Origin of the sequence: Embleya hyalina, assembly GCF_003967355.1 — a bacterium.
Classification (GTDB): domain Bacteria; phylum Actinomycetota; class Actinomycetes; order Streptomycetales; family Streptomycetaceae; genus Embleya; species Embleya hyalina.
Genome location: NZ_BIFH01000043.1, coordinates 1 through 23,964 on the forward strand (window position 1 = coordinate 1; position 23,964 = coordinate 23,964).

The 23,964-nt window shown below is 72.6% G+C and carries 22 protein-coding genes and 1 tRNA gene; 15 read left to right on the forward strand and 8 right to left on the reverse strand.

All coding sequences use genetic code 11. The features are described 5' to 3' along the window. The first annotated feature begins 155 nt into the window (after positions 1 to 155). Entirely contained in the window at positions 156 to 1,871 is a 1,716-nt protein-coding gene (locus EMA17_RS42205) for a class I adenylate-forming enzyme family protein (RefSeq protein WP_126642554.1), read from the forward strand. Positions 1,872 to 1,970: 99 nt separating this feature from the next. Here the strand turns inward: EMA17_RS42205 and EMA17_RS42210 are convergent, their stop codons facing one another. Further along, positions 1,971 to 3,677, reverse strand: a complete 1,707-nt coding sequence (locus tag EMA17_RS42210) for a serine/threonine-protein kinase (RefSeq protein ID WP_160161761.1) — start codon at positions 3,675 to 3,677, stop codon at positions 1,971 to 1,973. A 189-nt stretch (positions 3,678 to 3,866) separates the two neighbouring features. On the opposite strand from EMA17_RS42210, the gene EMA17_RS42215 reads away from it, so the two are divergent. Further along, the gene (locus EMA17_RS42215; RefSeq protein WP_160161762.1) at positions 3,867 to 5,027 is read left to right on the forward strand and encodes a nucleoside 2-deoxyribosyltransferase domain-containing protein; all 1,161 of its coding nucleotides are present in this window, start codon (positions 3,867 to 3,869) and stop codon (positions 5,025 to 5,027) included. On the opposite strand, the gene EMA17_RS42220 is transcribed toward EMA17_RS42215, so the two are convergent. Continuing rightward, positions 5,018 to 5,224, reverse strand: a complete 207-nt coding sequence (locus EMA17_RS42220; RefSeq protein ID WP_126642557.1) for a hypothetical protein — start codon at positions 5,222 to 5,224, stop codon at positions 5,018 to 5,020. The genes EMA17_RS42215 and EMA17_RS42220 overlap by 10 nt on opposite strands. Positions 5,225 to 5,356: 132 nt before the next feature. On the opposite strand from EMA17_RS42220, the gene EMA17_RS42225 reads away from it, so the two are divergent. Beyond that, positions 5,357 to 5,581, forward strand: a complete 225-nt coding sequence (locus EMA17_RS42225) for a hypothetical protein (RefSeq protein WP_126642558.1) — start codon at positions 5,357 to 5,359, stop codon at positions 5,579 to 5,581. Between the two features lie 144 nt (positions 5,582 to 5,725). Here the strand turns inward: EMA17_RS42225 and EMA17_RS42230 are convergent, their stop codons facing one another. Next, positions 5,726 to 6,274 carry a hypothetical protein gene (locus EMA17_RS42230; protein ID WP_126642559.1) on the reverse strand — a complete coding sequence of 183 codons (549 nt, stop codon included), beginning with the start codon at positions 6,272 to 6,274 and terminating at the stop codon, positions 5,726 to 5,728. A 283-nt stretch (positions 6,275 to 6,557) separates the two neighbouring features. Between EMA17_RS42230 and EMA17_RS42235 the strand changes: the two genes are divergently transcribed. Beyond that, on the forward strand, positions 6,558 to 7,040 hold the full coding sequence (locus tag EMA17_RS42235) for a hypothetical protein (protein ID WP_126642560.1): 483 nt from the start codon (positions 6,558 to 6,560) through the stop codon (positions 7,038 to 7,040). A gap of 54 nt (positions 7,041 to 7,094) precedes the next feature. Here the strand turns inward: EMA17_RS42235 and hemC are convergent, their stop codons facing one another. Continuing rightward, a complete protein-coding gene (gene hemC / locus EMA17_RS42240; protein WP_126642561.1) occupies positions 7,095 to 7,994 on the reverse strand; it encodes a hydroxymethylbilane synthase in 900 nt (299 codons plus the stop codon). 201 nt (positions 7,995 to 8,195) lie between these two features. Here hemC and EMA17_RS42245 point away from each other — a divergent pair, with 201 nt between their 5' ends. Next, positions 8,196 to 8,399 (forward strand): hypothetical protein, encoded by a 204-nt coding sequence (locus tag EMA17_RS42245; RefSeq protein ID WP_126642562.1) that lies wholly within the window; start codon positions 8,196 to 8,198, stop codon positions 8,397 to 8,399. 83 nt (positions 8,400 to 8,482) lie between these two features. On the opposite strand, the gene EMA17_RS42250 is transcribed toward EMA17_RS42245, so the two are convergent. Further along, complete coding sequence (locus EMA17_RS42250) at positions 8,483 to 10,939, reverse strand: beta-glucosidase family protein (protein WP_126642563.1); 2,457 nt, start codon at positions 10,937 to 10,939, stop codon at positions 8,483 to 8,485. Between the two features lie 167 nt (positions 10,940 to 11,106). Here EMA17_RS42250 and EMA17_RS42255 point away from each other — a divergent pair, with 167 nt between their 5' ends. Beyond that, complete coding sequence (locus EMA17_RS42255) at positions 11,107 to 11,766, forward strand: TetR/AcrR family transcriptional regulator (protein ID WP_126642564.1); 660 nt, start codon at positions 11,107 to 11,109, stop codon at positions 11,764 to 11,766. 20 nt (positions 11,767 to 11,786) lie between these two features. Here EMA17_RS42255 and EMA17_RS53165 read toward each other — a convergent pair whose 3' ends face one another. The 3 genes from EMA17_RS53165 to EMA17_RS42270 form a co-directional block, all read right to left on the reverse strand. Continuing rightward, on the reverse strand, positions 11,787 to 12,989 hold the full coding sequence (locus EMA17_RS53165; RefSeq protein ID WP_176605557.1) for a MerR family transcriptional regulator: 1,203 nt from the start codon (positions 12,987 to 12,989) through the stop codon (positions 11,787 to 11,789). A gap of 155 nt (positions 12,990 to 13,144) precedes the next feature. Next, on the reverse strand, positions 13,145 to 13,642 hold the full coding sequence (locus EMA17_RS42265; protein ID WP_126642565.1) for a universal stress protein: 498 nt from the start codon (positions 13,640 to 13,642) through the stop codon (positions 13,145 to 13,147). 593 nt (positions 13,643 to 14,235) lie between these two features. Then, on the reverse strand, positions 14,236 to 15,348 hold the full coding sequence (locus EMA17_RS42270; protein ID WP_126642566.1) for a YeiH family protein: 1,113 nt from the start codon (positions 15,346 to 15,348) through the stop codon (positions 14,236 to 14,238). A gap of 11 nt (positions 15,349 to 15,359) precedes the next feature. Here EMA17_RS42270 and EMA17_RS42275 point away from each other — a divergent pair, with 11 nt between their 5' ends. The 9 genes from EMA17_RS42275 to EMA17_RS42315 all read left to right on the forward strand — a co-directional run bounded on the left by EMA17_RS42275 (position 15,360) and on the right by EMA17_RS42315 (position 23,834). Next, positions 15,360 to 16,286: a LysR substrate-binding domain-containing protein gene (locus EMA17_RS42275; RefSeq protein ID WP_126642567.1), complete on the forward strand. Its 927-nt coding sequence runs from the start codon at positions 15,360 to 15,362 to the stop codon at positions 16,284 to 16,286. 237 nt (positions 16,287 to 16,523) lie between these two features. Continuing rightward, on the forward strand, positions 16,524 to 17,837 hold the full coding sequence (locus EMA17_RS42280) for a GlxA family transcriptional regulator (protein WP_246127249.1): 1,314 nt from the start codon (positions 16,524 to 16,526) through the stop codon (positions 17,835 to 17,837). A gap of 4 nt (positions 17,838 to 17,841) precedes the next feature. Then, the gene (orn, locus tag EMA17_RS42285; RefSeq protein ID WP_126642568.1) at positions 17,842 to 18,453 is read left to right on the forward strand and encodes an oligoribonuclease; all 612 of its coding nucleotides are present in this window, start codon (positions 17,842 to 17,844) and stop codon (positions 18,451 to 18,453) included. A gap of 150 nt (positions 18,454 to 18,603) precedes the next feature. Further along, positions 18,604 to 18,676: transfer RNA gene (locus EMA17_RS42290), tRNA-His, on the forward strand. 166 nt (positions 18,677 to 18,842) lie between these two features. Next, positions 18,843 to 19,145: a DUF397 domain-containing protein gene (locus EMA17_RS42295; protein ID WP_126642569.1), complete on the forward strand. Its 303-nt coding sequence runs from the start codon at positions 18,843 to 18,845 to the stop codon at positions 19,143 to 19,145. 117 nt (positions 19,146 to 19,262) lie between these two features. Continuing rightward, positions 19,263 to 19,922 carry an ATP-binding cassette domain-containing protein gene (locus tag EMA17_RS42300; protein ID WP_126642570.1) on the forward strand — a complete coding sequence of 220 codons (660 nt, stop codon included), beginning with the start codon at positions 19,263 to 19,265 and terminating at the stop codon, positions 19,920 to 19,922. Then, entirely contained in the window at positions 19,922 to 21,283 is a 1,362-nt protein-coding gene (locus EMA17_RS42305) for a YhgE/Pip domain-containing protein (RefSeq protein WP_126642571.1), read from the forward strand. Before EMA17_RS42300 ends, EMA17_RS42305 begins: the two co-directional genes overlap by 1 nt. Positions 21,284 to 21,428: 145 nt before the next feature. Continuing rightward, positions 21,429 to 23,006: a tetratricopeptide repeat-containing protein gene (locus tag EMA17_RS42310; protein ID WP_126642572.1), complete on the forward strand. Its 1,578-nt coding sequence runs from the start codon at positions 21,429 to 21,431 to the stop codon at positions 23,004 to 23,006. Positions 23,007 to 23,165: 159 nt separating this feature from the next. Continuing rightward, positions 23,166 to 23,834 (forward strand): ACT domain-containing protein, encoded by a 669-nt coding sequence (locus tag EMA17_RS42315; protein ID WP_126642573.1) that lies wholly within the window; start codon positions 23,166 to 23,168, stop codon positions 23,832 to 23,834. The last annotated feature ends 130 nt before the right edge of the window (positions 23,835 to 23,964 follow it).

A 23,964-nucleotide genomic window follows, 5' to 3' on the forward strand; every position in this document is an offset into this window, starting at 1 on the left:
CCCGCCGCCACCCCCCCCGAGCCCGCGCGAAGCGCCCGACAAAGGTGATCATGTCGATCGCCAGGGTTCCCGCGATGCCATCCCCGCATTAGCGTTGATGCGCTCCCAACCCCCGGTACCAGTCGCTCGCAGCGTGCAGGAGGTGGACCCACCGGATGCTGGATCGGACACAGGCCCTGGCCGAACTGACCGGACCCGAATCGGCCTACGCGATCGAGGAGGTCGTCCACGACGGCATTCCCTGGCGGGTGCTGAGCAAGGCCCCGCCGACGTTGCGCGCGGTCTTCGAGGGCCTGATCGGCTACGGCGGTCGGGACGCGCTGGTCTACCAGGGCGAGCGGATCTCCTACGCCGAACAACACCGCCTCGTCGCCCACCTGGCCCGACATCTGGCCGACGAGTACGGCGTGCGGCGCGGCGACCGGGTGGCCGTCGCGATGCGCAACCGGATCGAATGGCCGCTCGCGTTCTGGGCGATCCAGGTGCTCGGCGCGATCGCGGTACCGCTGAACGCGTGGTGGACCGTCGACGAACTCCGCTACGCCCTGGCGGACTCCGGTACCACGGTGCTGATCTGCGACGACGAGCGGGCCGACCTGATCCGGGCACGGACCGACGGCGCGATGCCCACCCTGGTGGCGGGCCTCGACGGGCCGCCGGCGGCCGGCGAGGCGGACCTGACGGCGCTGCTGCGCGGGTTCATCGGCGAGTGCGCGCTGCCGGACGGCGGCCCGGAGCCGTTCGACGACGCGACCGTCATCTACACCTCCGGCACCACCGGACGCCCCAAGGGCGCGGTCGCCACCCACCACAACCACACCACCAACCTGCACACGATGGAGCTGACCCGGGCCGTCGCGCTGGCCCGCGCCGGCCTGCCCACGGCCGAGCTGGCCAAGGGCCCGGCCGCGCCCGACGGGTCCCCGACCGGCCCGCCCGCGCCGGGCAGCCTGCAGGTCTACCCGTTCTTCCACGTCGCCGGCCTGTCCGGTCTGTACATCGGCGCCGCCCAGGGCGCCAAGTTGTGCCTGATGCACCACTGGGACACCGCCACCGCGCTCGAACTGATCGAGACCGAGCGGCTGTCCGCCGCCAACATGGTGCCCACGCTGCTGCGCCGGCTGGTCGAGTCGCCGCTGCGCGCCGGGCGCGACCTGTCCAGCCTGACCAGCCTGGGCATGGGCGGTTCGCCGGTGCCGCCGGACCTGGTCGCCCTGGTGGGCGGCATGTCCGGCAATACGATCGTGCCGCTGAACGCCTACGGGATGACCGAGACGACCTGCGTGGTGGTGGTCAACTCGGGCGACGACTACTACGAACACCCGGACAGCGTCGGGCATCCGGTGCCGGTCGCGGATCTGCGGGTGGCCGACCCGCTGACCGGGGAGGAACTGCCGACCGGACGCACGGGCGAGATCCGGGTGCGCGGCCCGCACGTGGTCCGGGGCTATTGGAATCGGCCCCGGGAGAGCGAGGAGGCGTTTCCCGACGGGTGGTTCCGTACCGGCGACCTCGGCTACGTCGACGCCGACGGGCGGCTGTACGTGGTCGACCGGCTCAAGGACGTGATCATCCGAGGCGGCGAGAACGTCTACTCGGCCGAGGTCGAGGCGATCCTGTTCGAGCACCCGGCGATCTCCGAGGTGGCCGTGGTCGGGGTGCCGCACCACGACCTGGGCGAGGAGGTCGCGGCGGTGGTCCGGCTGCACGCGCCCGGTGCGGCGAGCGCGGCCGAACTGCGCGGGCACGTGGCGCGCCGGCTCGCCGCGTTCAAGGTGCCCACGCTGGTCCGCTTCACCGAACGGGCGCTGCCGCGCAACGCGGTCGGGAAGGTGCTGAAGCGCGAACTGCGGGACATGCTGGCGCTGTGACGGACGACGGCGACGGGCGACCGGGGGTCCACGACGGGTGACCGGGGGCGGGGGACGGCCCCGCCCCCGTGGTGGTCCGCCCCGGCCTCCGTCGTCCGGTCAGGATCCGTCGTGGGCCAGTGCCGCGCCCTGGTCGTCGTGGCCGTCCAGCCGGTGCTCCCAGAAGGTGAGTTCGTCCCACAGTTCGATCACCAGTCGGTGCTCGGCGCCGAGCACCCGGATCACGTCGGGGATCAGCGTGCGCAATTGGTGCACCGCGGTCATGAAGTTGCCCGCCTCGCCCTCCCGGCGGGCCCGCTCGTGCCGGATCTGCAGGGTCTCGACGTGGTCGGTGCCCATCACCCGGACCTGGTCCGGCAGCAGGTTCCGCAGCAGCTTGGCCGCCTCCTCCGGCCGGCCCGCCGCCGCGGTCCAGTGCGCCCGCCGCCGCCGCGCCCGCAGCGTGCGCGGGTCGAGCGCGCCGCGCAGCGGGCCGCTGTCCGAGATCACCTCGCGCAGCAGCCGCATCGCCGCGGTCGGATCGCCGTCCCGGCCGAGCCGGTCCGCCAACTGCTCGCGCATCCGCAGGGTGTCCGGGTGGTCGTGGCCGAACGCCCGGACCTGCCGCCCGATCTCGTCCCGCAGCGCCTGGATCGAGTCGTTCGCCCGCACCGGCCGCGGCCCGGTCGGCGGCGGCACCAGGCGCACCGGCTGGTCCACGGTCGGCTGCGGGTCGATCGTCACGACCGAATCCGGCGCCGGCACCCCCCACGGCTGCGGCGCGAGGTTGCGCGGCGGTTTGACGGACAGGTCGTCCAGTCGGTCCCGGACCTCGGCCGCGTTCGCCGGCCGATTCTCCGGCCGCTTGCTGAGCAGCGCCAGGACCAGGGCGGCCAGGTCCTCGGGCACCTCCAGCCGGGAGTTGCGCACCGACTCGGGCGGCTTCTGCAGGTGGGCGTGCATCATCGAGTGCGGGTGGTCCAGGCCGAAGGGCGGCGCGCCGGTGAGCATTTCGTGCAGCACACAGCCCACCCCGTACAGGTCGGTGCGGCCGTCGACCGTCTCGCTGCGGATCTGCTCGGGCGCCATGTACGCCGGGGTGCCGATCATGCTGCCGGGCAGCGTGATGCCCGCGCGCGAGGACTCCTTCTGCATGTAGCGCGCTATGCCGAAGTCGAGCACCTTGACCACGCCGCGCGAGGTGACCATGACGTTCGCGGGTTTGATGTCGCGGTGCAGTACGTCGCCCGAGTGCGCGACGTCGAGCGCGTCGCACAGTTGGATCGCCCAGCCGATCACGTGGCCGATCGGCAACCACGCGCCGTCCGCGACGAGTTGGGCCAGCGTCCGGCCGGTGATCAGCTCCATCGCCAGGTACATGACCTTGCCGTCGGTCTCCCGCATGTCGGCGGGTCCGGCGCCGAGCGCGGAGGTGACCTGCGCGTCGTGCAGTGTCTCGGCGTCGTGGTCGAACACCCGCGTCGCGACGTCGCCCGGCCGCTGCGCGATCGTCGGCGCGGAGCTCTCCGGGCCGGTGGAGGGCGACTTCCTCGGGTGGGTGCGGTTCGGTTCGCCGGGGTGCCGGATCACCTGCTTGAGGCCGCGGTCGTGCACCACGATGATGTTGGGCGAGGAGAGCCGGCCGAGGATCAGCGCCTCCTGGCCGAAGCGGTCCATGCTGTTGGATCCGCCGAAGGACTCCTTGAGCACCTTGACCGCGACGAAGCGCTGCATTTTTCGATCCCAGGCCCGCCATACGGTTGCGTTGCCGCCCGAGCCGAGCTTTTCGTCCAGCCGATACCGGCTGCCGAGCCACAACCGAGCCACCGCAAACGCCTCCCCGTACGCGCCCTGTGGATGTGATTCTTTCGTAGCAGCGTCCGTGTGGGGAACCGTATGCGACATCGCCTCGGGGACGGGGCCCGGGTCCCGCCGGGTCTCGCGTGGTCGTCGCCGGGTCCGTCGCGGCGCGTGCGGGCCTGTCTTCGACCGTCGGGGCCCATTACCGTCGGCGGCATGACCGAGATCGTCGTCGTGAACTCGCCCGACGAGGCGCCGCGGGAGTGGGACGCGAGCGTCTTCCTGGCCGGACCCACGCCGCGCGCCGCGCACGTCGCCTCGTGGCGCCCGGCCGCGTTGAAGCTGATCCGCGAGCGATGGCGCGGGCCGGGCCGGCTGGTGGTGTTCGTGCCCGAGCCCGCGGACGGGCGCTCGTGGCCCGCGCACCGGGTGCAGCGGGACTGGGAGTTGCGCAACCTCGACCGCAGCGACCGGGTCCTGTTCTGGATCCCGCGCGATCCGCGCGACCTGCCGGGGCTGACCACCAACGACGAGTGGGGCTGGCTCAAGGACTCGGGCCGCGCGGTCCTGGGCACCCCGCCCGACGCGCCGCAGGTGCGCTATCAGCGGGCCTACGCGCTCGGCCACGACGTGCCGGTACGGGACACCCTGGCCGCGACGATCGACACCGTCCTCGACGCGCTCGGCACCGGTGCGGCGCGGGCGGACGGCGAACTGGACATCCCGTTGAACGTGTGGCGGACCCGGGCCTTCGCCGACTGGTACGCGGCCCAGCGGGCGGCCGGCAACACGCTCCTGGGCGGCCGGATCGTGTGGGTGTGGCGGCACGGCGCACAGACGTGGTTGTGGGCGGCGCACGTCCGGATCGCGATCGCCGCCGAGGCCGGCCGGGTCAAGGACAACGAGGTCGTGCTCGGTCGCCCGGACGTGGCGGCCGTGGTGCTGTACCGGCGGGCCGAGCCGGTCGCGGCGAGCACCGTGGTGCTGGTCCGCGAGTTCCGTTCGGCGGCGCGCACCGAGGACGGCTTCGTCCGCGAGGTGCCCGGTGGCGGCGGGTACACGGCCGAGGACGGCTGTGCCGAGGTCGGCCAGGAAACCGGTCTGGTGCTCGTGCCCGAACGGCTGCGCCCGCACGGCTCGCGGCAACTCGCCGCGACGCTGGCCGCGCATCACGCGCACGTGTGGTCGGCCGAACTGACCGAGGCCGAACTGGCCCGGCTACGCGACGTCCCCGGTCCACATGGTGTGGCCGGGGACGGGGAGCGCACCGAGGTCGAGATCACGACGTACGGCGAACTGCTGCGTGACGGGCGCGTCGACTGGTCGACGCTGGGAATGCTGGCGGCCGTGCTGGCCGTCGGTGAGGATCAGCGGTAGTTGCCGAGACCCGTGCAGGGGGCGTGCCGCTCGACGAGGCAGACGGTGTCGTCGATCGTCATCAACCGGCCGCCGACGATCTCCGGGGTGCGGAACACCGGAGTCTGCAGGGTGACGAGCGAGCGCGGGCTGAGCGCCGCGACATACGGCTCGCCACAACGGGTGCACATGGCGGGGGCGGTGAGGGTCTTCAGCATGGTGCTTCCTCCGTGACTGGTGACGTTAACCTTCCGTTCACCTTTGGTTCGGCCTCCAGTTTCCTTCTTGGATCCATAAATGTCAACTGTGTTGGCCTACGGAGGTGGCCGCACATATGGCATCCTGACGGTGTGGATCACAAGGATGTCGACCGCGCGGACCCCGAAGCCGCCGAAGAAGGCCTGGTCAGGGCCGCGAAGGCCTACCGAAGGACCGAGAAGGCGCACGAAGAGGCGCGTCAAGAACTCAAGCGGGCGGCGATCCGGGCGATAGGCGCGGGGGTCAAGCAGTCCGAGGTGGTCAAGGTCACCGGCTGGACACGTGAATACCTGCGGCGGTTGAAGAAGAACCGCTAGGACCGACCACGACCGGGAACCGACGACGAGCGAGGACCGCGACGACGACCGAGGTCCGCGAGAACCGCGAAGACGAGTGAGGCCGGGGCCCCGGACGGGGAACCGGCCTCTTCGGTGTGCGGTGGTGTCGGGCGTGCCGTGCGATCAGGCGTTGTCGAGATCGGCCGGGTTCTCGAATCCGGGCAGATCGGCCGGGTCGGTCGCGCCTCCGAACGCGCACAACACGTGGCGCTCGACGATGTAGGTGGTGCCCGACGCGTTGAACACCTGCCCCGACACGGGGGCGTCGATCCGGGACAGGTAGCGCCGCTGGGTGGGGATCAGCTGGGCGATGTACGGCTCGTTGCAGCGGGTGCAGGTGGCCGGCGTCGCGGTCGGCGAGGCCGCGGCGTAGCGGTCCAGGGCGATGACGAGTCGGTCGGCCAGGTGCGCGGCGGTGCGCTGGGTGGTGGCGACCCGCTCCGGATCGCCCGCCTCGCGGGACTCGGCGCAGGCCCGGAGCGCGTCGCCGATGCGGCGCAGCGCCACCTTGTGGAACGGCGGTGCCTGCGTGGACAGCGCGTCCGCGCGGTCGGCGATCGAACCGGCGGAACCGGCGAACGCGGGGTGCCGCTGGGCACCCTCGGCGCCGAGGGCCGAGACATCGGCGGCGAGGCCGCGCAGTGCGGCCACGTGCTCGGGCGTCAGGCTCATGGTGGGCCGTTCCTTTCTGCCGTCCGACTGGGAGGCAACTCCGTTCGATGGGAGGCAACCCGTCCATAGTGGACAGACGCGACCGATAAACGCCATGGAATGTGACGATCGGCACGTTGATGACCGGTTTGTCGGAGTTTGTCGAGCGGTAAACCCGGCCGACGACGGCGTGCGGTGTGGCGACTCGGAGACGAAATCGTTGTGCGATGGCCGGAAAGATCCCCTTGTTGGCCGCCGAGCGAGGGGAGGAGAGTCACGATCACACCGTTCCAGGGGGGTATGCATGCGCACTGTGAAAGTCGGGTTGCTCGCGGTAGTGCTGACGTGCGCCGTCGGCGCCTGCGGGAGCAGCGGGGACGACGGGTTCGGGGGTCTGGGGGTGAAGAAGACGCAGAGCGCGGGCGGCCCGGGACCGTCGGGGGAGGAGAGCCCCACCGCGCGCGCCACGGACGACACCTCGCCGACGCCCACCGCCGGCCGACCCACCACGACGCGTCCGCGCACCAGCGCGCCGGGCACCCCGACTTCGAGCGGCGCCTCCGCGGGGGGCGGCGGTGACTGGTCGTCGTCGTATTCGACGAGCTTCCTCAACGGTTGCCTCAGCACCTCGAACAACAACACCCGCTACTGCCAGTGCACGCTGACCGAGTTGCGGGGCAAGTACAGCCAGGCGCAGATGAGCGCGTTCGACCAGGAGTACGCGCGCACCAACAAGCTGCCCGACGAGTTGCAGAGCACCGTGCAGAAGTGCCTGAACACCGGGTGACGAGCCCGGCCCGGCCCGCCACCGCCGCCCCGGTGGGCGGCGGTGGCGGTCTCGTCAGTGCGGGATCTCGTCGATGAGCGTGCGGGCGCCCCCGGCGAGCAGTTCGCCGGCGACCGCGACGCCGAGCTTGTCCGGCTCCGAGCCGCGGTCGCCGGCCTCCAGGAGGTCCGCGCCGTCGGTGGAGTACACCGCGGCGTGCAGGGTCAGGCCGGTGTCGGAGTCGGTGCAGTGGGCCGCGATCGGGCTGTGGCAGTGGCCGCGCAACTCGCGCAGCAGGGCCCGCTCGGCGGTGACGCAGGCCCGGGTGGACGCGTCGTCCAGGTCCCGCGCGGCGGCCAGGGTCGCCGCGTCGTCCACCCGGCACTGCAGCGCCAGCACCCCCGCGCCGATCGCCGGCAACATCTGAGTGGTGGTCAGGATCTGGGCCACGCGCCGCTGTTCGCCGATCCGCTCCAGGCCCGCGACGGCCAGGATCAACGCGTCGAACTCGCCCGCGTCCAGCTTGGCCAGCCGACCGTTGGCCGAGCCGCGGATGGGCACCGGGGTCAGCCGCGGGTGCAGGCGCCGCAGTTGCGCCGCGCGGCGCACCGAACTGGTGCCCACCCGGGCGCCGGACGGCAGGTCGGTCAGGCGGGCGCCGACCACGCAGTCGTGTACGTCGTCGCGGGGCAGGTAGGCGGCGATGGTGAGCCCGTCGGGCAGCGGCACGTCGCCCGGGATGTCCTTGAGGCAGTGCACGACCAGGTCCACCTCCCCGTCGAGCTGGGCGCGGTCGAGTTCCTTGACGAACGCGCCCTTGCCGCCGAGTCGGGCCAGGCTGCCGCCCCAGCGGTCGCCGCTCGTGGACAGCGGGACGATCGTGGGTTCGCGCGGTTGTCCGGACAGCAGGGCGGCGACGAGCCGAGCCTGCGCGAGGGCCATGGGGGAGGACCGGGTTCCGATGCGGAGCTGCATACGCGACACGCTAGGGCCGTCGCGGCCGCGGGGCCGAATTTCGGCGAAGTCCGGTACCTCACAGGGGGGATGTGGGATTGCGGGGCGAGCGGCCAGCCGTTCGGCCCAGTCGCCGTGTCCTTCGGGCGGGCCGCGGCGTTGGGCAGGCACGGCTCGTCGGCGTTCGACGGACACCGGACCTGGAGACAAGGAAACCGCCCCATGCAGCGCATCGTTCGCGGCCTTCTGGTCAGCACGGCCGTCATCGCGGCCCCCGTCGTCGGCGCGACCGTGGCGGTGGCCGTCCCGGCCGGTACCGAGACGCACACGGTTCGGGCCGACACGATCGACACGGTGAGCGGGGTCTGCGGCAACGAGGCCGGTGCGCTCGCGTTCATCAACCCGGTCTTCGGCCAGCGCTGCTGAGGCGGGGCCGGCCCCGCCCGCACGGCGCCGGCGGTGTCCCGATCCGATCCGACGGTCGGATCGGGACACCGCCGTGCCCCGGCTCAGAGGCCGATGTCGGTGCTCAGGCGCAGGTCGCCGAGGGAGCGGCCGACGCGCAGGGTGTAGGTGCCGGGGGCGGTGGCCCAGGTCGCCTCCCGCTCGTTCCAGCGGGCCAGGGTGCGGGCGTCGATGTCGATCGTGGTGGTCGTCCGCGCGCCGGGCTCGACGTCGAGGGCGGCGAAGCCGACCAGGCGGATCGGCTCCGGGCGGCCCCACAGCGTGCCGTCGACGGTCTCCAGGTACACCTGCACCACCTCGCGGCCGGGGCGGTCGCCGGTGTTGGCGACGGTGACCTCGACGGTCACGCCGGACGCGTCGCCCTTGGCCGCGACCCCTTCGTAGGCCCAGCTCGTGTAGCCCAGGCCGTGGCCGAACGGGTAGGCGGGGGCGGCGTCGCCCAGGGCCCAGGCGCGGTAGCCGATGTTGCTGGACCGCTCCGCGTAGTGGTGCTCGCCGTCGATCCGGGCGGTGGAGTACACCGGGACGTCGGTGTCGGCGGCCGGGTGGGTCGTGGGCAGCCGACCGCCCGGTTCGGCCGCGCCGGTCAGCACGTCGCCGAGCGCCGCGCCGCCCTCCTGGCCGGGCAGCCAGGCCCACACCACGGCGGCGACCTCGTCGCGCCAGGGCATCAGCACCGGGGAGCCCGCGTTGACCACCACGACGGTCCTCGGGTTGGCCGCGGCGACCCGGCGCACCAGTTCGTCGGAGCGTCCGGGGAGGGCCAGGTTCGCCCGGTCGAAGCCCTCCGACTCGATGTCGTCGGTGGTGCCGACCACGACCACGGCCACGTCCGCCGCCCGGGCGGCCTCGACCGCGGCGGTCAGCTCGTCCTCCTCGGAGCGGCGCGGATTCGCCCAGCCCAGGCCGAGCGCGGCCATGAAGAACCGCTCGCCCCGGCCGAAGTCGACCCGGATCGCCACCTCGGTGCCGGCCGTCGCCTCGATCTCGATGCGGGTGGCCTCCGGGCGCATGATCGTCTCGATCACGTCGGTGCCCTCGGGGGCGGTCATGTCGATCGTCCGGGTCGTGCCGTCGATGTCCACCTCGAACCGGCCCGCGCCGCGGACGTCCAGGATGTTCGTGCCGGACACGGTCGGGGTGACGTTCGTTCGCAGTCGGATCAGGGTCGCTCCGGCCGGGATGTTGTCCGGCCAGAACATCAGGCTCGAGCCCAGGCGGTGTTCGGAGGAGAGCAGGTTGCCGTCGGCGTCCAGGAACTCCGCCCGCAGGCCCGGCTCGCCGCTCTCCGGGTCGACGGCCGTGTCCAGGGACAGGTCGGCCAGCGCGCGGTGGGTGAACGCGCCTTCGGTGAGCGTCAGTTCGACGTCGTCGCCGAGCGCGGCGCGCAGGCCCTCGGGGATCGAGACCACGTGCGCGGGGTTCACGTGCGCGCTGCCGCCGCCCTGGGCGGACAGGCGCGGGGCGTTCGGGCCGATCAGCGCGACGCGCGAGAGCGCGGTCGGGTCGAGCGGGAGGGTGCCGTCGTTGGCGAGCAGCACCATGGCCCGGGCGGCGATCTCGCGCAGGGTGGCGATCGCGTCGTCGGGGGTGGTGGTCGTGGCCGGGGTGCGGTCGCCGAGGACACCGACGCGGGCGGCCAGGCGCAGGACCCGGACCACCCGCTCGTCGATCAGCGACTCGGCGACCCGGCCCTCGCGCACGGCGGCAAGCAGCGGTTCGCCCCACACCTCGGACGGGCCGGGCATCGCGACGTCGGTGCCGCCCTCGGCCGCGGCCTCGGTGGAGCGAACCGCCATCCAGTCCGAGATCACCACGCCGTCGAAGCCCCACTCGTCCTTGAGGACGTCGTTCACCAGGCGCGAGTTCTCGGTCATCGTCTCGCCGTTGACCCGGTTGTACGCGCTCATCACCAGCCACACCCGACCGGTGCGCACGGCCTCCTCGAACGGCAGCAGGTAGACCTCGCGCAGCGAGCGCTCGTCGATCCGCGAGTCGTAGGACATGCGGTCGTCCTCGGTCTCGTTGCCGACGAAGTGCTTGATCGTGGCACCGACCCCGGCGGACTGCACACCCTCGATGAAGGCGGTCGCGATCCGCGCGGTGAGCAGCGGGTCCTCGGAGTAGCACTCGAAGTGCCGACCGCCGAGCGGGCTGCGGTGCAGGTTCACGGTCGGCGCGAGCAGGACGTGGATGTCCTTGTCGCGGCTCTGCGCGCCCATCACGAAACCCGCCCGGCGGGTGACCTCCGGGTCCCACGCGGCGGCGAGCGCGCTGGGGCTTGGGAACAGCAGTGAGGTGTCCCGCTCGTCCCAGGTGACGCCGCGGACGCCGACCGGGCCGTCGGAGACGCGCAGCTTGCGCAGGCCGATGCGCGGGATCTCGGGCAGGGACCAGAAGTCCTCGCCGACGATCAGGGACGCCTTCTCCTCGAGGGTGAGGCGGGTCACCAGCTCGCGCAGCTCGTCGTCCGTGGCTTCGGTGGGGGTGGGGTCGGACATCGTCGTCTGCCTTCCGCTCGCGTTCCCGATCGGTCCGGATTCCGCCGGACGCGTCGGTGGGGGATCTCCTCGTACCGTAATCGGAAAACTTTGCGGTCGGTAGTTTTGTTACCTCAGCGTGATCTGCACTTCGACGGACCTCCGTCGGGACACGGCAGGATGGGGTCATGGACGTACGACCCGACGATCTCTCCGACGCTCCGCCGACCCGGGCCGGGCGGGCCAGACCGCGTGGGCGGGGGTACGCGTCGGGGGACGCGCGGCGTACGCGCATCCTCAACATCGCGCTTCAGGAGTTCGCCGAGAACGGCTACCGGGGCACCTCGCTCGCACGCATCGCCGAGCGCGCCGAACTCACCCAGGCCGGGCTGCTGCACCACTTCCGCAGCAAGCAGGAACTGCTCGTCGCGGTGCTCGACCTGCGCGACCGCATGGACATGGCACACCTGGACCTGGCCGAACTCCCGCTCGGCGGCGCGGCGGTCCTGGCCAAGTTCACCGAACTCGCCGGGCACAACCAGGCCATCCCCGGCCTGGTCCAGCTCTTCACCGTGCTCACCGGCGAGGCGGTCACCACCGACCACCCCGCGCACGGGTGGGCCCGGGACCGCTACGCGCTCCTGCGGGCGAGCGTCGCCGCGTCCCTGGAGGCCGGTGTGGCGTCGGGCGAACTGCGCGCGGACGTGGACCCGACCGCGGTGGCCGCGCAGGTCTTCGCGATGATGGACGGGCTCCAGCTGCAATGGCTGCTCGACCCCGAACACGTGGACATGGCGGCGCTGTTCGGCGACTACGTGGAGCACCTGCTGCGCCGCATCCGGGCCTGACCCCGGACCGGTTCCACGCCCTATGCCCGGTCCGGCGCGTCCTCGCCCGCGGTCAGCTCGCGCAGCACCGCGCCCAGGTCCCAGTTGGACAGGCCCGCCAGCGCCTCACGGAAGACGGTGAGCCCGAACAGGTCGCCCCGGGCGGTCATCCGGCCCGCGGCCAGCGCCTCGCGCGGTGCGTGCCGGTCGTTGAGCAGGATCACCCGGCGGGCGGTGTCGTAGTCCATGTGCACGATCAGGTCCGGCCCCGGCAGCAGGCCCGGGCGGACCAGGACGCGGCCCTGGAAGACGTCCAGATGCAGTTCGGCCGGGTCCTCGCGGCCCGGGACGTCGCTGACCACGATGTCCACGATCGCCGGATGCGGCGTGCGCTTCTCCGGATCCGGGGTGATCAGCCGGCTCAGCCGGGACACCGCCGCGATCCACGCGTCGGACATGAACGCGTGTCGATCCAGCGCCGGCTCCGCGGCGTCGGCCTGCGCCGGCTCGGTCCGGGTGCGCTCGGGCTCCTCGCGCAGCACCTTCCCCAGTTCCTCGCCGAGCCGACGGGCGGCCGTACGGCGCATCGCCCGGGCCAGTTCGGCCTCCACCGCGCGCAGCGCCAGCGGACGCATCCGACGGATCATCTCCGCCGTCTCGTCCGCGTCGCCGTCGGCGGGGAGCAGGTGCGTCTCCATCAACCGCCCGAAGCCCTCGGCCACGTGCTCCATCGCCGCGCGCAACATCCGCAGCTGCTCGGTGACCGCGCCCACCGGGACGCCGGCCGCGTGCAGCTCGGCGCCGACCGCCAGCTCGCGCGGGCTGGGCACCCGGAACACGGTCAGCGAGTCGTCCTCGGGTTCGAGCAGGCCCAGGCGCACCGCCCCCGCGAGCGCGACCGGATCGGACAGCCCGCCGAACATCGCGATCAACTCGGCGCGGGTCATCCGCTCCGGGGTCTCCTCGCTCCACGGACCGCTCGCCTCGGCGACCAGGCCGAGCACGCCGCCGAGGCTGCGTCCGCCGTCCCAGGCGTCGAGCAGCTCCTTGATGCTGACCAGGCTGTAGCCGCGCTCCAGGAGTTGGCCGATCAGACGCAGCCGACCCAGGTGGGCGTCCTCGTACAGCGACACCCGCCCCTGGCGCCTCGGCCGCGGCAACAGTCCGCGATCCTGGTATGCCCGTACGTTGCGTACGGTGGTGCCCCCCTCGCGGGCGAGGTCTTCGATCCGATAATCCGCCAACCTCGTGCCTCGCGATCCTCGTGCCCCGTGTCCGCGGCCAACGTAATGCAGATGCGTTCGAGGTTCGATCACGCGGTGATCGCAATGGGCGTCGGAAAGGTCCCGGAGCACGGGCCCGGCGGCTCCCGGGGAAGGGAGAAGCGCGGGCGCGGAGCTCAGGGAATGACCACGACCGGGCGTTTGGCGTGTTTGACCAGACGGCACGCGACCGACCCGAAGATCCGACTGGCCAGCCCGGTGGATCCGCCGACCACGATCGCGTCGGCGGTGAATTCGCGCGCGACGTCCTCGATCTCGTGGCAGATGTCACCCCCGCGCTCGACCAGGATCCACGGCACGTCGCTGAGGTGGTCCGCGCAGGCCAGCTCCAGGCCCAGGGCCTCGGAACGACTGTCCGGCACGTCGATGAAGACCGGCGGCTCGCAGCCGGCCCACACGGTGGCCGGAATCCGGTTGGCCACATGCACGATCACCAGCCCGCCGCCGAGTCTGCGCGCCATGCCGGACGCGTACGCGAGGGCACGCTCGCTGGACTCGGACCCGTCGAAACCGACCACGACGGGATGCTGGAACGCGGGATCGCGCTGATGGGGGGAATCGGGACGGAGCAACGGAGTGCCGTCCGGGAAGTCACTGAACTCGAAAGCAGCCATGGGAATCGGGCGTCTTTGCTGTGGAGGGGCGCCTCGGGGCTTTCTGTACCAGATTACTGCGCCGACCCGCACATTCGACAGTGTCGGCCGGGGTTCTCCCGGACAAAAAAGACACTGGGCCGTGTGCCGGTCTGGGCATGGTGCGGTCCGCCGGACCACGCGCGGGGATGGATCCCCCGGGCAAAGCCTCGGCGAGACACGCACATTAGCCGGACAAGGCCGTGAATGGGGAGACCCGGGCGGCCGTGTGGGTGATTGCGTTCCGAACGCGGCCGTCTCGGGCCCGCTCGGAAGGGCGCCGGACGGGCCGGTTCGAGCCGGCCCCGGGGGACCGTTCGGGGGTGCGGACCGACGCCGCAGGGGGAACGGGCGTTACCCCGGACCCCGCCCGAGCGTTGGTCAGGGCGACACCGTGCGTCCGGGCGACCGCGTCGTCACGGGCGGCGATCCGCTGGTCGGACGCCGACCCACCCGCACGCCCACCCGTGCCGCGGCGCCGACGTCGCACCTGTCCGACGGCCCGACACGCGCCGGGCCGTCGGCGGGTTCGACGCTTGTTCGCACACCCGGCCGGCGTCGCTCCCGCGCGGGGCTCACATCGTGAGCAGCACTCCGCCGTAGGCCGCGCCGGCGATCAGCACCCAGGAGGCGAAGCCGAGCAGCAGCGCGCGCCACCCCGTGCGGATCAGCCGACCGAGCCGGACCATGCCGCCCAGGCCGAACAGCGCGGCGGCGAGCAGCAGATCCTGTACCGTGCCGGCCGCCTCCAGCACGCCGGCGGACACCAGGCCGGTGCTGCGGACGGCGACCATGGCCAGGAAGCCGAGCACGAACAGCGGGATCAGCGGCGGCCGCCGGGATCCGGCCCGCCCGGTGTCGCCGGCCCGCGCGGCCCGACGGCGCAGCGCGTACGCGGTGCCCGCCACGATCGGCGCGAGCAGCAGCACCCGCATCAGCTTGACCACGACCGCGGTGTGCAGCGCGACCGGCCCGGCCACCCCGCCCGCCGCGACCACCTGGCCGACGTCGTGCACGCTCGCGCCGACCCAGCCGCCGTAGTGGGTCGGGTCCAGGCCGAGCGGCGCCCGCAGCAGCGGCAGCACGCCGATCGCCAGGCTCCCGCACAGGGTCACCAGCGCGACCGAGGTGACCACGTCCTCCTCGTCGCTGTCGCTGACCCCGTTCATCGCGGCGACGGCCGAGGCGCCGCAGATGGAGAAGCCGGTCGCGATCAGCAGCGGCTGGTCGCCGGGCAGTCCCATGCGCCGGCCGAGCCACTGCGTGGCGAAGAAGGTGACCAGCACCACCACGATCACCATCGCCACGGTCGGCGGCCCGAGTCCGACGATGTCGCCGAGGGCGAGCTTGAGCCCGAGCAGCACCACGCCGGCGCGCATCAGCCGCCGCCCCGCGAAGCCGAGCCCCGGCGCGGTGGCGGCGGGCAGCACCCGCACGTTGGCGGCGAGCACACCCAGCGCCACCGCGACCGTGAGCATCGGTACGTGCGGCCAGATCCGGTGCGCGCCCCAACTCGCGGCCACCGCGAGCGTCGCCGCCAGCAGCCCCGGCCACAGTCGGGCCCTCGCCGTCCCGGCGGGAGCCGTGGACTGCTCGGGGCGGGCGCGCTGCGCGGTCGTCAGGGTCATGATCACCACCCTCGGCCCGCCGTCCCCGCGGGGGTAGCGGTCGATTGCCTGGTAGGTCATAGGGTTTGGCTATGACCTCGAACGCGCGCCCGGCGGACCGGTTGCCGGATCTGTACACGCTGGAACTGCTCGTGGCGGTGACCGAGAACGGCAGCCTGGGTGCCGCGGCCCGCCGATTCGGGATCAGTCAGCCCTCGGCCAGCGCCCGGATGCGCACCCTGGAGCGGCGGCTCGGCGTACGGCTCCTGGAGCGCAGCACCACCGGTTCGGTGCCCACCGCGGCGGGCCTGGTGATCACCGACTGGGCGCGCGGGGTGCTCGACCAGGCGCACGCGCTGGTGGAGGGCGCCGCCGCGCTCAAGGCCCGGCAGGAGGACCGGCTCCGGGTGGCGGCGAGCCTGACCGTGGCCGAGCACCTGGTGCCCGGCTGGCTGACCGCGCTGCGCGAGGCGGTGCCCGGGCTGCACGTCGGCCTCCAGGTGACCAACAGCCTGCACGTGATCGAGGCGCTGCGGGCGGGCGAGGCCGACATCGGCTTCGTCGAGGGGCCGTGGATCCCGCGCGACCTGCAGTCGGCGGCGGTGGGCCGGGACCGGCTCGTGGTGGTGGTCGCGCCGACCCACCCGTGGGCCCGGCGGCGGCGCCCGATCGCGGCGGCCGAGTTGGCGAACACGCCGCTGCTGCTGCGCGAGGCGGGCTCGGGCACCCGGGAGACGCTGGAGCGGGCGCTGGCGGCCTACGACGGAGTGGCCGTGCCCGCCCTGGAGTTGGGGGCGACGGCGCCGCTGCGCTCGGCCGCGATCGCCGGTTCCGCGCCCGCCGTGTTGTCCGATCTGGCGGTGCGCGAGGACTTGGCCGAGGGGCGCCTGGTGGCCGTTCCGGTGGCCGATCTGCCCGCCCTGGATCGTGTCCTGCGCGCGGTGTGGCCGCGCGGCCGGGAACTGCCGGAGGGCGCCCTGCACCTGCTGCACGCCGCCCGGCGACGCCCCGGGGCCTGACAGCCCGCGCAATTGTCGATAAGTTCCGCGATGTGACCACCGTCACAAACACGCATATCTACATAACGTCACGTAGAGAACACCATGCATAGACAAGGTAAGAGAGAGTAAGTTCCGATCTTGGGTTACGCGAGTGACGCCTGTGAACTACTGGGGCGGGACAGCCTGCGCGATCCGGACCGCCGGCACGACCGGGGCCGTGCAGGTCACAGAGGGGTGAAGGGGGCGATCGGGGCCATGAGCAGGATCGACAGCCGCAAGGACCGGCGACGGGGCCGAGCACGCGTGGTCGATGCCGATCACCCGGCCGAGTCCGGCGCGATCGACGCGACGGACGCGACGGGCGCGATCGACGTCGATCCGGGCGGCGACGAGGACGCGGCGGTGATCGTCGCCGCGTCCACCGTGCTCTCCGAGGCCCCGCCCGAACACGACTCGGTCGACGACGACGGCGAGTACGCCGACGACATCGACCTCGACGGCGAGTACGACCCCGACGGCGAGGGTGCCCTGGCCCCGGGGCGGGAACGCCCGCTGCTCGGCCGGCGGCGGCCGGACACCATCGCGGTGTTGTTGTTCGCCAACTCGCCGATCCTGGAGAGTTCGATCCCGATATCGGTGTTCGGGGTCGATCGACGCGACGCCGGCGTGCCGAACTACCGATTACTGGTATGTGCGGCCGAACCCGGACCGCTCCGCACCACCGGCGGCGTCGAGCTGATAGCGCCGTACGGCCTCGACGCGCTGGCTCGGGCCGGCACCGTGATCGTGCCCGCGTGGCACTCGCCGTCGCGGATGCCGCCGCCGCCCGTCCTGGAGGCGCTGCGTCGGGCGCACCGCGAGGGAGCCCGGATCGTCGGCCTGTGCGGCGGTGCCTTCGTGCTGGCCGCGGCCGGTCTGCTCGACGACCGTCCGGCGACCACGCACTGGATGTACGCGCCCGCGCTGGCCAAGCGCTACCCGAAGGTCCGGGTGGACCCGCGCGAGTTGTACGTGGACGACGGCGACATCCTCACCAGCGCCGGCACCGCGGCCGGGATCGACCTGTGTCTGCACCTGGTCCGGCTCGACCACGGTCCGGACGCGGCCAACGCGCTCGCCCGGCGCCTGGTCGTACCCGCGCATCGGATCGGCGGCCAGGCCCAGTACATGGACCTGACCCTGCCCGAGGAGATCAGCGGCGACCCGCTGGCCACGGTGATCTCGTGGGCGCTGGAGAACCTCGCCGAACGCTTCGACATCGAGCAGTTGGCGACCCGCGCGTACATGAGTCGGCGCACCTTCGACCGGCGTTTTCGCACGCTCACCGGCAGCGCCCCGCTGCAGTGGCTGCTGACCCAGCGGGTGCTCCAGGCGCAACGGCTCCTGGAGACCACCGATCTCCAGGTCGAGGAGATCGCCCGGCGCTGCGGATTCCGCTCGCCGGTGGCGCTGCGCGGGCACTTCCGCAAACAACTGGGCGTGCCGCCGGCCTCGTACCGCGAGACGTTCCGCACCCGCGGCCCGGAGGAGACCGGGGACGAGGAGGTGTGTGCGCGGGCCGTAGGGTGACCCCATGAACGACCGCTTGGTCTGGATCGACTGTGAGATGACCGGACTCGACCTGTCCCGGGACGCGTTGGTGGAGGTGGCGGCTCTCGTCACCGACTCCGAGCTCAACATTCTGGGCGACGGGGTCGATGTCGTGATCCGCCCGCCCGCCGAGGCGTTGGCCGGCATGCCCGATGTGGTGCGCAAGATGCACACCGCTTCAGGTCTGCTGGACGAGCTGGAGGCGGGCGTGAGCCTGGCCGAGGCCGAGGCCGAGGTGCTGCGCTACATCAAGGCGCACGTGCCCGACGGCCGCAAGGCGCCGCTGTGCGGGAACTCGATCGGCACCGACCGGGGCTTCCTGGCTCGGGACATGCTCGACCTCGACGCCTATCTGCACTACCGGGTGATCGACGTCTCCTCGATCAAGGAGTTGGCCCGCCGCTGGTATCCGAGGGTCTACTTCCAGAGCCCCCCGAAGGCCGGCAACCACCGCGCGCTGGCCGACATCCACGAGAGCATCGAGGAACTGCGCTACTACCGCGAGGCGATCTTCGTCCCGGAGCCGGGACCGGACAGCGACACCGCCAAGGCGATCGCCGCCCGGTACGGCCACAAGCCGGCCGAACACGCCTGAGGCCGGGCTCGAGCCCGCTCGAATCCGGCTCGCGCGTGCTTCGCGTCGGGCTCGCGCGCCCCCGGAGACCACCGCGCCGAAACCCTGCGGCGAGCAGCCTCCGCGAGCCTGTACACTTTTCCTCGCCGGGACGGAAACGCCACGGCGATGGTGGGTGTAGCTCAGCTGGTAGAGCACCTGGTTGTGGTCCAGGAAGTCGCGGGTTCAAGTCCCGTCACTCACCCCGAGAAGGCCCCGAGACACGTGAGTGTCTCGGGGCCTCGTGCGTTTTCGGGGGCTTGTCGCCGGATCGCGCCCGATGTCGGCGTTCGCGTTGTGTGTGGCGGCGCGCGCGGCGTAGCGTGCCGTCACCTGAGGGTTACGTACGTGTCATCGGGAGGGTTTCGATCATGAGCATCGGCGAGTCGGGGCAGCCTTCGCGGCAACAGCTCGACGACGAGAAGGCCGCGCTGTACGCCATGGACATCAGTGGTGTCACGTGGATCGGCTACGGCGAGGACACCACCGGCGAGGGGATCGTGGAGACCGCCGAACTGCCCGGCGGGGGCATGGCGATGCGCAACTCGATCCACCCGGAGGGGCCGATCCTGCGGTTCACCGAGGGCGAGTGGACCGCGTTCGTACTCGGCGTGCGCGACGGGGAGTTCGACCTGGACCGGCTGGCCGAGCCGCTGCCGGAGCAGCACGGCTGACACCGCGTCGGATGGACCGGCCGGCTCGACGCGACGGGTCAATCATCCGTTTCGCCCGTTTGGCGAATCGTGTACCGGTTACTCCTCGGTGGACGTGCCACCGACGGAGGGAAATCCGTGTCCACAGCCACCTCCGGGGTGGAGATCAGTGCGGTCGGCCTGGCGGCGGAGGGCCCGGACGGCGTCATCTTTCGCGACGTGCGCGTGACCGCGCCCGCGGCCGGCCTGACCGTGCTCGCCGGACCCGGCGGCGCCGGCCGGACCTCGTTGCTCCTCGCGCTCGGCGGCCGATTCCGGACCGTCGCCGGCACCCTGACCGTGGCCGGCGGCCACCGCGCCGCCGACGCCCGCGCGCACACCGCGCTGGCCCGGGCCCGCCCGGGCCTGGACCTGGAACCGCACCTGTTCGTCGCCGAGGCGGTCGCCGAACGACAGGCCGTCGACGGCGGCCGGCCCAGCGGGACCGCGCTCGCGCGGATGTACGACCTGTTGCGGATCGACCCGCCGGGCCACGTCCTGGTCGAGCACCTGTCCGCGGTCGAACAGCTGCTCTTCTCGGTCGCGCTGGCCGCCGCCGACCGACCCGGCGCGGTCCTGGTCGACGACGTGGACAGCGGCATCGCGGGCGCCGACCTCTCCCGCGCCTGGCGGGCGTTGCGCGATCTCGCCGACACCGGCACCACCGTGGTGGCCACCGCGACCGCGGCACCGCGCGGCGCCGACGTGGTGGTCGATCTGCCCGGACACCACCTGTACCCGAGAGGCGGTATCGCCTGATGGGTGTGCTGCGCCTGGCCTGGTTCGAACTGCGGCGCTTCCGGGGCCCGTTGCCCCGGCTGGTCCCGGTCATGCTGATGCTGGTGCCGACCCTGTACGGGGCCCTGTACCTGTGGTCCAACTGGGATCCGTACGGCCGACTGCACCAGGTGCCGGTCGCGTTCGTGAACGAGGACCGGCCGGTCGACGCGCGCGGGCAGCACATCGACGCGGGTGGTCGGCTGACCGAGGTGATCCGCCACGACCAGAACTTCAAGTGGAAGGTCACCGACGCCGAGGCCGCCCGGGAGGGTCTGGACGACGGCGACTATCACTTCGTGGTCACCGTGCCCCCCGACTTCAGCGCCACGCTGGCCACCACCGCGTCCGCCGAGCCGCGTCAGGCCAAGCTGCTGATGACGCTCGACGACGCCAACGGCTTCATCATCGGCAAGATGGCCGAGGTCGCCAAGACGCAACTCCAGCAGCAGATCTCGGCGACCACGCAGAGCACGCTGGTGCAGCAGTTGTACGGGGAGACCGGCACGCTCAAGGCGCAATTGGCCGGGTCGGCCGACGGCGCGCGGCAACTCGCGGCGAACGCGGGCAGTGTGCCCCCGGAGCAGACCCGACAGGGTGCCGCGCAACTGGCCGACGGGCTGGCGCGACTGGACGCGGCGGTACCGGCGCCGCCGCCGGCGCAGTCCGCGGGGGCGGACGCGCGGGTGCTCGGTGCGCCGGTGGTGATCGAGGTGCGCAACCTGCATCCGGCGGTGCTGTACGGGCGAGGGCTCGCGCCGTTCTTCTTCGGGATCGCGCTGTGGGTGTTCGGCCTGGTCGGCTATCTGCTGCTGCGGCCGTACAACCCGCGCGCGCTCGCCGGGCGGGCCGGCGCGGTCAAGGTGGCGATCGCCGGGTGGCTGCCGGCCGCCGCGCTCGGCGTGCTCGGCGCGTTCGTCCTGTACGCGGTGGTCCAGCTGGGCCTGAGCCTGGACGCCGACGATCCGGGCCTGAGTCTGCTGCTGATCGCGCTGGCGGCGGTGACCTTCGTGGCCATCGCGCAGTTCCTGCGGGCCGCGCTCGGCGCGGTGGGCGACGTGCTGATCCTGGTCCTGTTGATGCTCCAGCTCACCTCGTGCGGCGGACTGTATCCGGTCACCACCACCCCCGAGCCGTTCCAGGCGCTGCATCCGGTGTTGCCGATGACCTACCTGGTGAACGGGTTGCGCATCACCCTCACGGGTGGTCAGGGCGAGCGTTTGGGGGTCGCCTTCGCGGTGCTCGGCGCGTACCTCGTGGTGGCGCTGATCGCGACCGTTTTCGTGGTCCGGCACAAGCGGATGTGGACCATGGCCGGGCTGAAACCGTCCGTGGAGTTGTGATCACCGGGACTTCGGTGGGGACGACCCGCTCCCCCGTACGGTTGTACTCGGGGGAGCGCAACCACGCCCGCTCCGGACACGTCGCCCACAATCAGGGGGTACCGCGGGTTTGCCACCTGTGGTGGAGGAGGGAGAATCAGCGGCGATGAACGAGCAGGAGATACAGAAACTGAGGGCCGAGGCCGAGACCCGGATGCGGGAACTCGGGCCCGATCACCCCGGTTCGCTCGACGCGCGCGCCGCGTGGGCCCGGGTCGTCGGCGACGAGGGCCGGCCCGCGGAGGCCGCCCGGATGTTCGGGGAGCTGGCGGGCGACTACGCGCGCGTGCTCGGCGCGCAACATCCCGACACGCTCCTGGCCCGGCACAACCACGCCTACTGCCTGGGTCTGTCCGGCAACGCGGTCACCGCCGAGTCGCTGGCGCGCGACGTCGCCGCCGACTGTGTCCTGGTGCTCGGCCAGGACGACCCCGAGACGTTGAACGTGCGTGCCGGGTGGGCTCGTTGGATCGGCGAGGCGGGTGACGCCGCGGGCGCGGCCCGGATGTTGCGACCGATCGTCGAGGAGGCGACCGACGCGCTGGGACCCGTGCACCCCGACACGCTGACCATCCGACACCAGCACGCGCACTGGGTGGGCCGGTCGGGCGAGACGATCCAGGCGGCCCGGTTGATGGCGGCCATCGCGGACGAGCGCGGCGAGGTGCACGAGCCGGACGACCCGGCGGCGCTGACCGCCCGGCACGACCGCGCGATGTGGGCGGGCGAGGCGGGCGACGTCTCGGTGGCCCGGGACGCGATGATGCGGCTGGTGGAGGACGCCACGCGCGTGCTCGGCCCGGACCACCACGACACGCTGGTGATCCGGCACAACCACGCGCACTGGACCGGCGAGTCGGGTGATCCGCTGGGTGCGCGCACGCTGCTCACCCAGTTGGTCTCGGACTGCTCGCGCGTGCTCGGCGAGCAGCACGCGGACAGCGAGAACGCCCGCCGCGGGCTGATGTGGTGGACGTACGGACCCAAGGCCACCGGCCCGGCGCCGGTGTTCGCCACCCCGGTGGGGAACAGCTCGGTCGAGGCGGGGAAGCCGGCGAAGGAGCCGAAGCCGGCCAAACCCGCGCGGGTGAAGCAGCCGAAGCCGCCGAAGCCGACCCGGGAGTCGCGGAAGGCGGCGGCCCGGCCGGCGGAGGGCGAGGCGGCGTCGGTGGTCGCGGCCGAGGCGGCGGTTGCCGCGGCGGGCGCCGCGCCGACTGCTTCGGCGGGTGCCGCGCCCGCCGCTGCGGCGGTTGCTTCGGCGGCGCCCACCGAGGTGGTGTCGGTCGGCGCTTCGGACCCGGTGTCGCGGCCGGCCGGGCCGGACGAGGAGGTCACCGAGTTCGCCCCGATCGCCGGGCTCACCCCCGACACCGAGCGGAACGCGGCGGTGTCCGCCGGGCCGGCGGCGCGGGTCGGCCCGGACCGGGAGCCGGAGCCGGCGGCCGAGCCCGAGGCCGAGACCGAGGCCGCCGTACCCGACCGGGACGAGGCGCCGGAGGACGTGGCGACCCGGGTGACGAGCGTGGCGCCCGACGACGAGCCGACCCACGTGAGCGTGCCGCCGCGTCCGGCCGTACCGCCGGCGAAGGGCGCGCCGAAGGCCGGCGAGCCGGCCGACGACACCGACGCGGTTGATGTCGCCGACGCGCCGGATCCCTCCGATACGTCCGACACGAAGAAGTAGGCACACCACGAGCGGGGCGTCGTCGGGCATCCGACGACGCCCCGCTCGTGTGTTCGGTGGCCGGGCGACGCCTGATCACGTGGTGTCGTCATATGTACGCAACATGCTCGAAACGGGAAAGGTTCAGGATTCAAGACAGGTCGATGGAGGAGGTGTCGCGTGTTGTACCGACTGAGGGTGTCGCTGCCCGATCGACCGGGGTCGCTCGCGCGGGTCACGCAGCTGCTCGGCGCGGCGGGGGCCGATGTGATGCAGATGACCGTGCTCGAACAGCTCGGCGGCCGGGCCGTGGACGAGTTCACCGTCTCCTGGGCGGGCGAGCGGGACGTCGCCGGCCTGGTCCCCATCCTGGAGCGGTCGGCCGGTGTCCGGGTCGAGGGTTGCTGGGCGGCCGGTGAGGTGCCCGGTTCCGCGCCCGAGTTGGACGTGCTGGGCCAGGTGGCGCGCGACCCCGGCCGGGCGGTGGCCACGCTGGTCGACGCGGCGCCGACGCTCTTCCACGCCGACTGGGCGGTGGCCACGCGCGGCGGACGCGGTCGACAGCGGGTGTACGCGAGCTGGCGCGCGCCGCGGACGCCGGTGTTGCCCGCGCTCACCCCGATGCGGCCGCTGGGCTTCGCCTACGAGGGTGATGCCACCGGCCACGGCGCGGCGGCGCCGATCGGGGCGTCCTGGCTGACGATGTACGTGGTCCGGCACGAGGGGCCCGCCTTCCATCGCACCGAATTGGACCGGCTGGGCCGCATCGTCGACGTGGCGCTCGGCGTCCTGGGCGAGCGCGGCGCGGCCAAGGCGACGGGCGCCGGTGTGCGCCCGGGGCCGGCCTGATCGGGGCGTCGGCACCGGCCGGATGTACCGATTCGCCCGGTCCGCGATTCGGTTTCGACCGAGACGGGAACCATTTACCGCTATTCGGCGTGTAACGATCGGAACAACGTATGATTGCGTAATTGTGCGC

What these genes read in the sequence shown, in the direction of transcription:
- EMA17_RS42220 (WP_126642557.1), bottom strand. Translation starts at nt 5,224, where the DNA reads ATGCTGAAGACCCTCACCGCCCCCGCCATGTGCACCCGTTGTGGCGAG.
- orn (WP_126642568.1), top strand. Translation starts at nt 17,842, where the DNA reads ATGAACGACCGCTTGGTCTGGATCGACTGTGAGATGACCGGACTCGAC.
- EMA17_RS42275 (WP_126642567.1), top strand. Translation starts at nt 15,360, where the DNA reads ATGACCTCGAACGCGCGCCCGGCGGACCGGTTGCCGGATCTGTACACG.
- EMA17_RS42215 (WP_160161762.1), top strand. Translation starts at nt 3,867, where the DNA reads ATGACCGAGATCGTCGTCGTGAACTCGCCCGACGAGGCGCCGCGGGAG.
- EMA17_RS42255 (WP_126642564.1), top strand. Translation starts at nt 11,107, where the DNA reads ATGGACGTACGACCCGACGATCTCTCCGACGCTCCGCCGACCCGGGCC.
- EMA17_RS42245 (WP_126642562.1), top strand. Translation starts at nt 8,196, where the DNA reads ATGCAGCGCATCGTTCGCGGCCTTCTGGTCAGCACGGCCGTCATCGCG.
- EMA17_RS42270 (WP_126642566.1), bottom strand. Translation starts at nt 15,348, where the DNA reads ATGACCTACCAGGCAATCGACCGCTACCCCCGCGGGGACGGCGGGCCG.
- EMA17_RS42305 (WP_126642571.1), top strand. Translation starts at nt 19,922, where the DNA reads ATGGGTGTGCTGCGCCTGGCCTGGTTCGAACTGCGGCGCTTCCGGGGC.
- EMA17_RS42235 (WP_126642560.1), top strand. Translation starts at nt 6,558, where the DNA reads ATGCGCACTGTGAAAGTCGGGTTGCTCGCGGTAGTGCTGACGTGCGCC.
- EMA17_RS42250 (WP_126642563.1), bottom strand. Translation starts at nt 10,939, where the DNA reads ATGTCCGACCCCACCCCCACCGAAGCCACGGACGACGAGCTGCGCGAG.
- hemC (WP_126642561.1), bottom strand. Translation starts at nt 7,994, where the DNA reads ATGCAGCTCCGCATCGGAACCCGGTCCTCCCCCATGGCCCTCGCGCAG.
- EMA17_RS42205 (WP_126642554.1), top strand. Translation starts at nt 156, where the DNA reads ATGCTGGATCGGACACAGGCCCTGGCCGAACTGACCGGACCCGAATCG.
- EMA17_RS42310 (WP_126642572.1), top strand. Translation starts at nt 21,429, where the DNA reads ATGAACGAGCAGGAGATACAGAAACTGAGGGCCGAGGCCGAGACCCGG.
- EMA17_RS42230 (WP_126642559.1), bottom strand. Translation starts at nt 6,274, where the DNA reads ATGAGCCTGACGCCCGAGCACGTGGCCGCACTGCGCGGCCTCGCCGCC.
- EMA17_RS42280 (WP_246127249.1), top strand. Translation starts at nt 16,524, where the DNA reads ATGAGCAGGATCGACAGCCGCAAGGACCGGCGACGGGGCCGAGCACGC.
- EMA17_RS42295 (WP_126642569.1), top strand. Translation starts at nt 18,843, where the DNA reads ATGAGCATCGGCGAGTCGGGGCAGCCTTCGCGGCAACAGCTCGACGAC.
- EMA17_RS42265 (WP_126642565.1), bottom strand. Translation starts at nt 13,642, where the DNA reads ATGGCTGCTTTCGAGTTCAGTGACTTCCCGGACGGCACTCCGTTGCTC.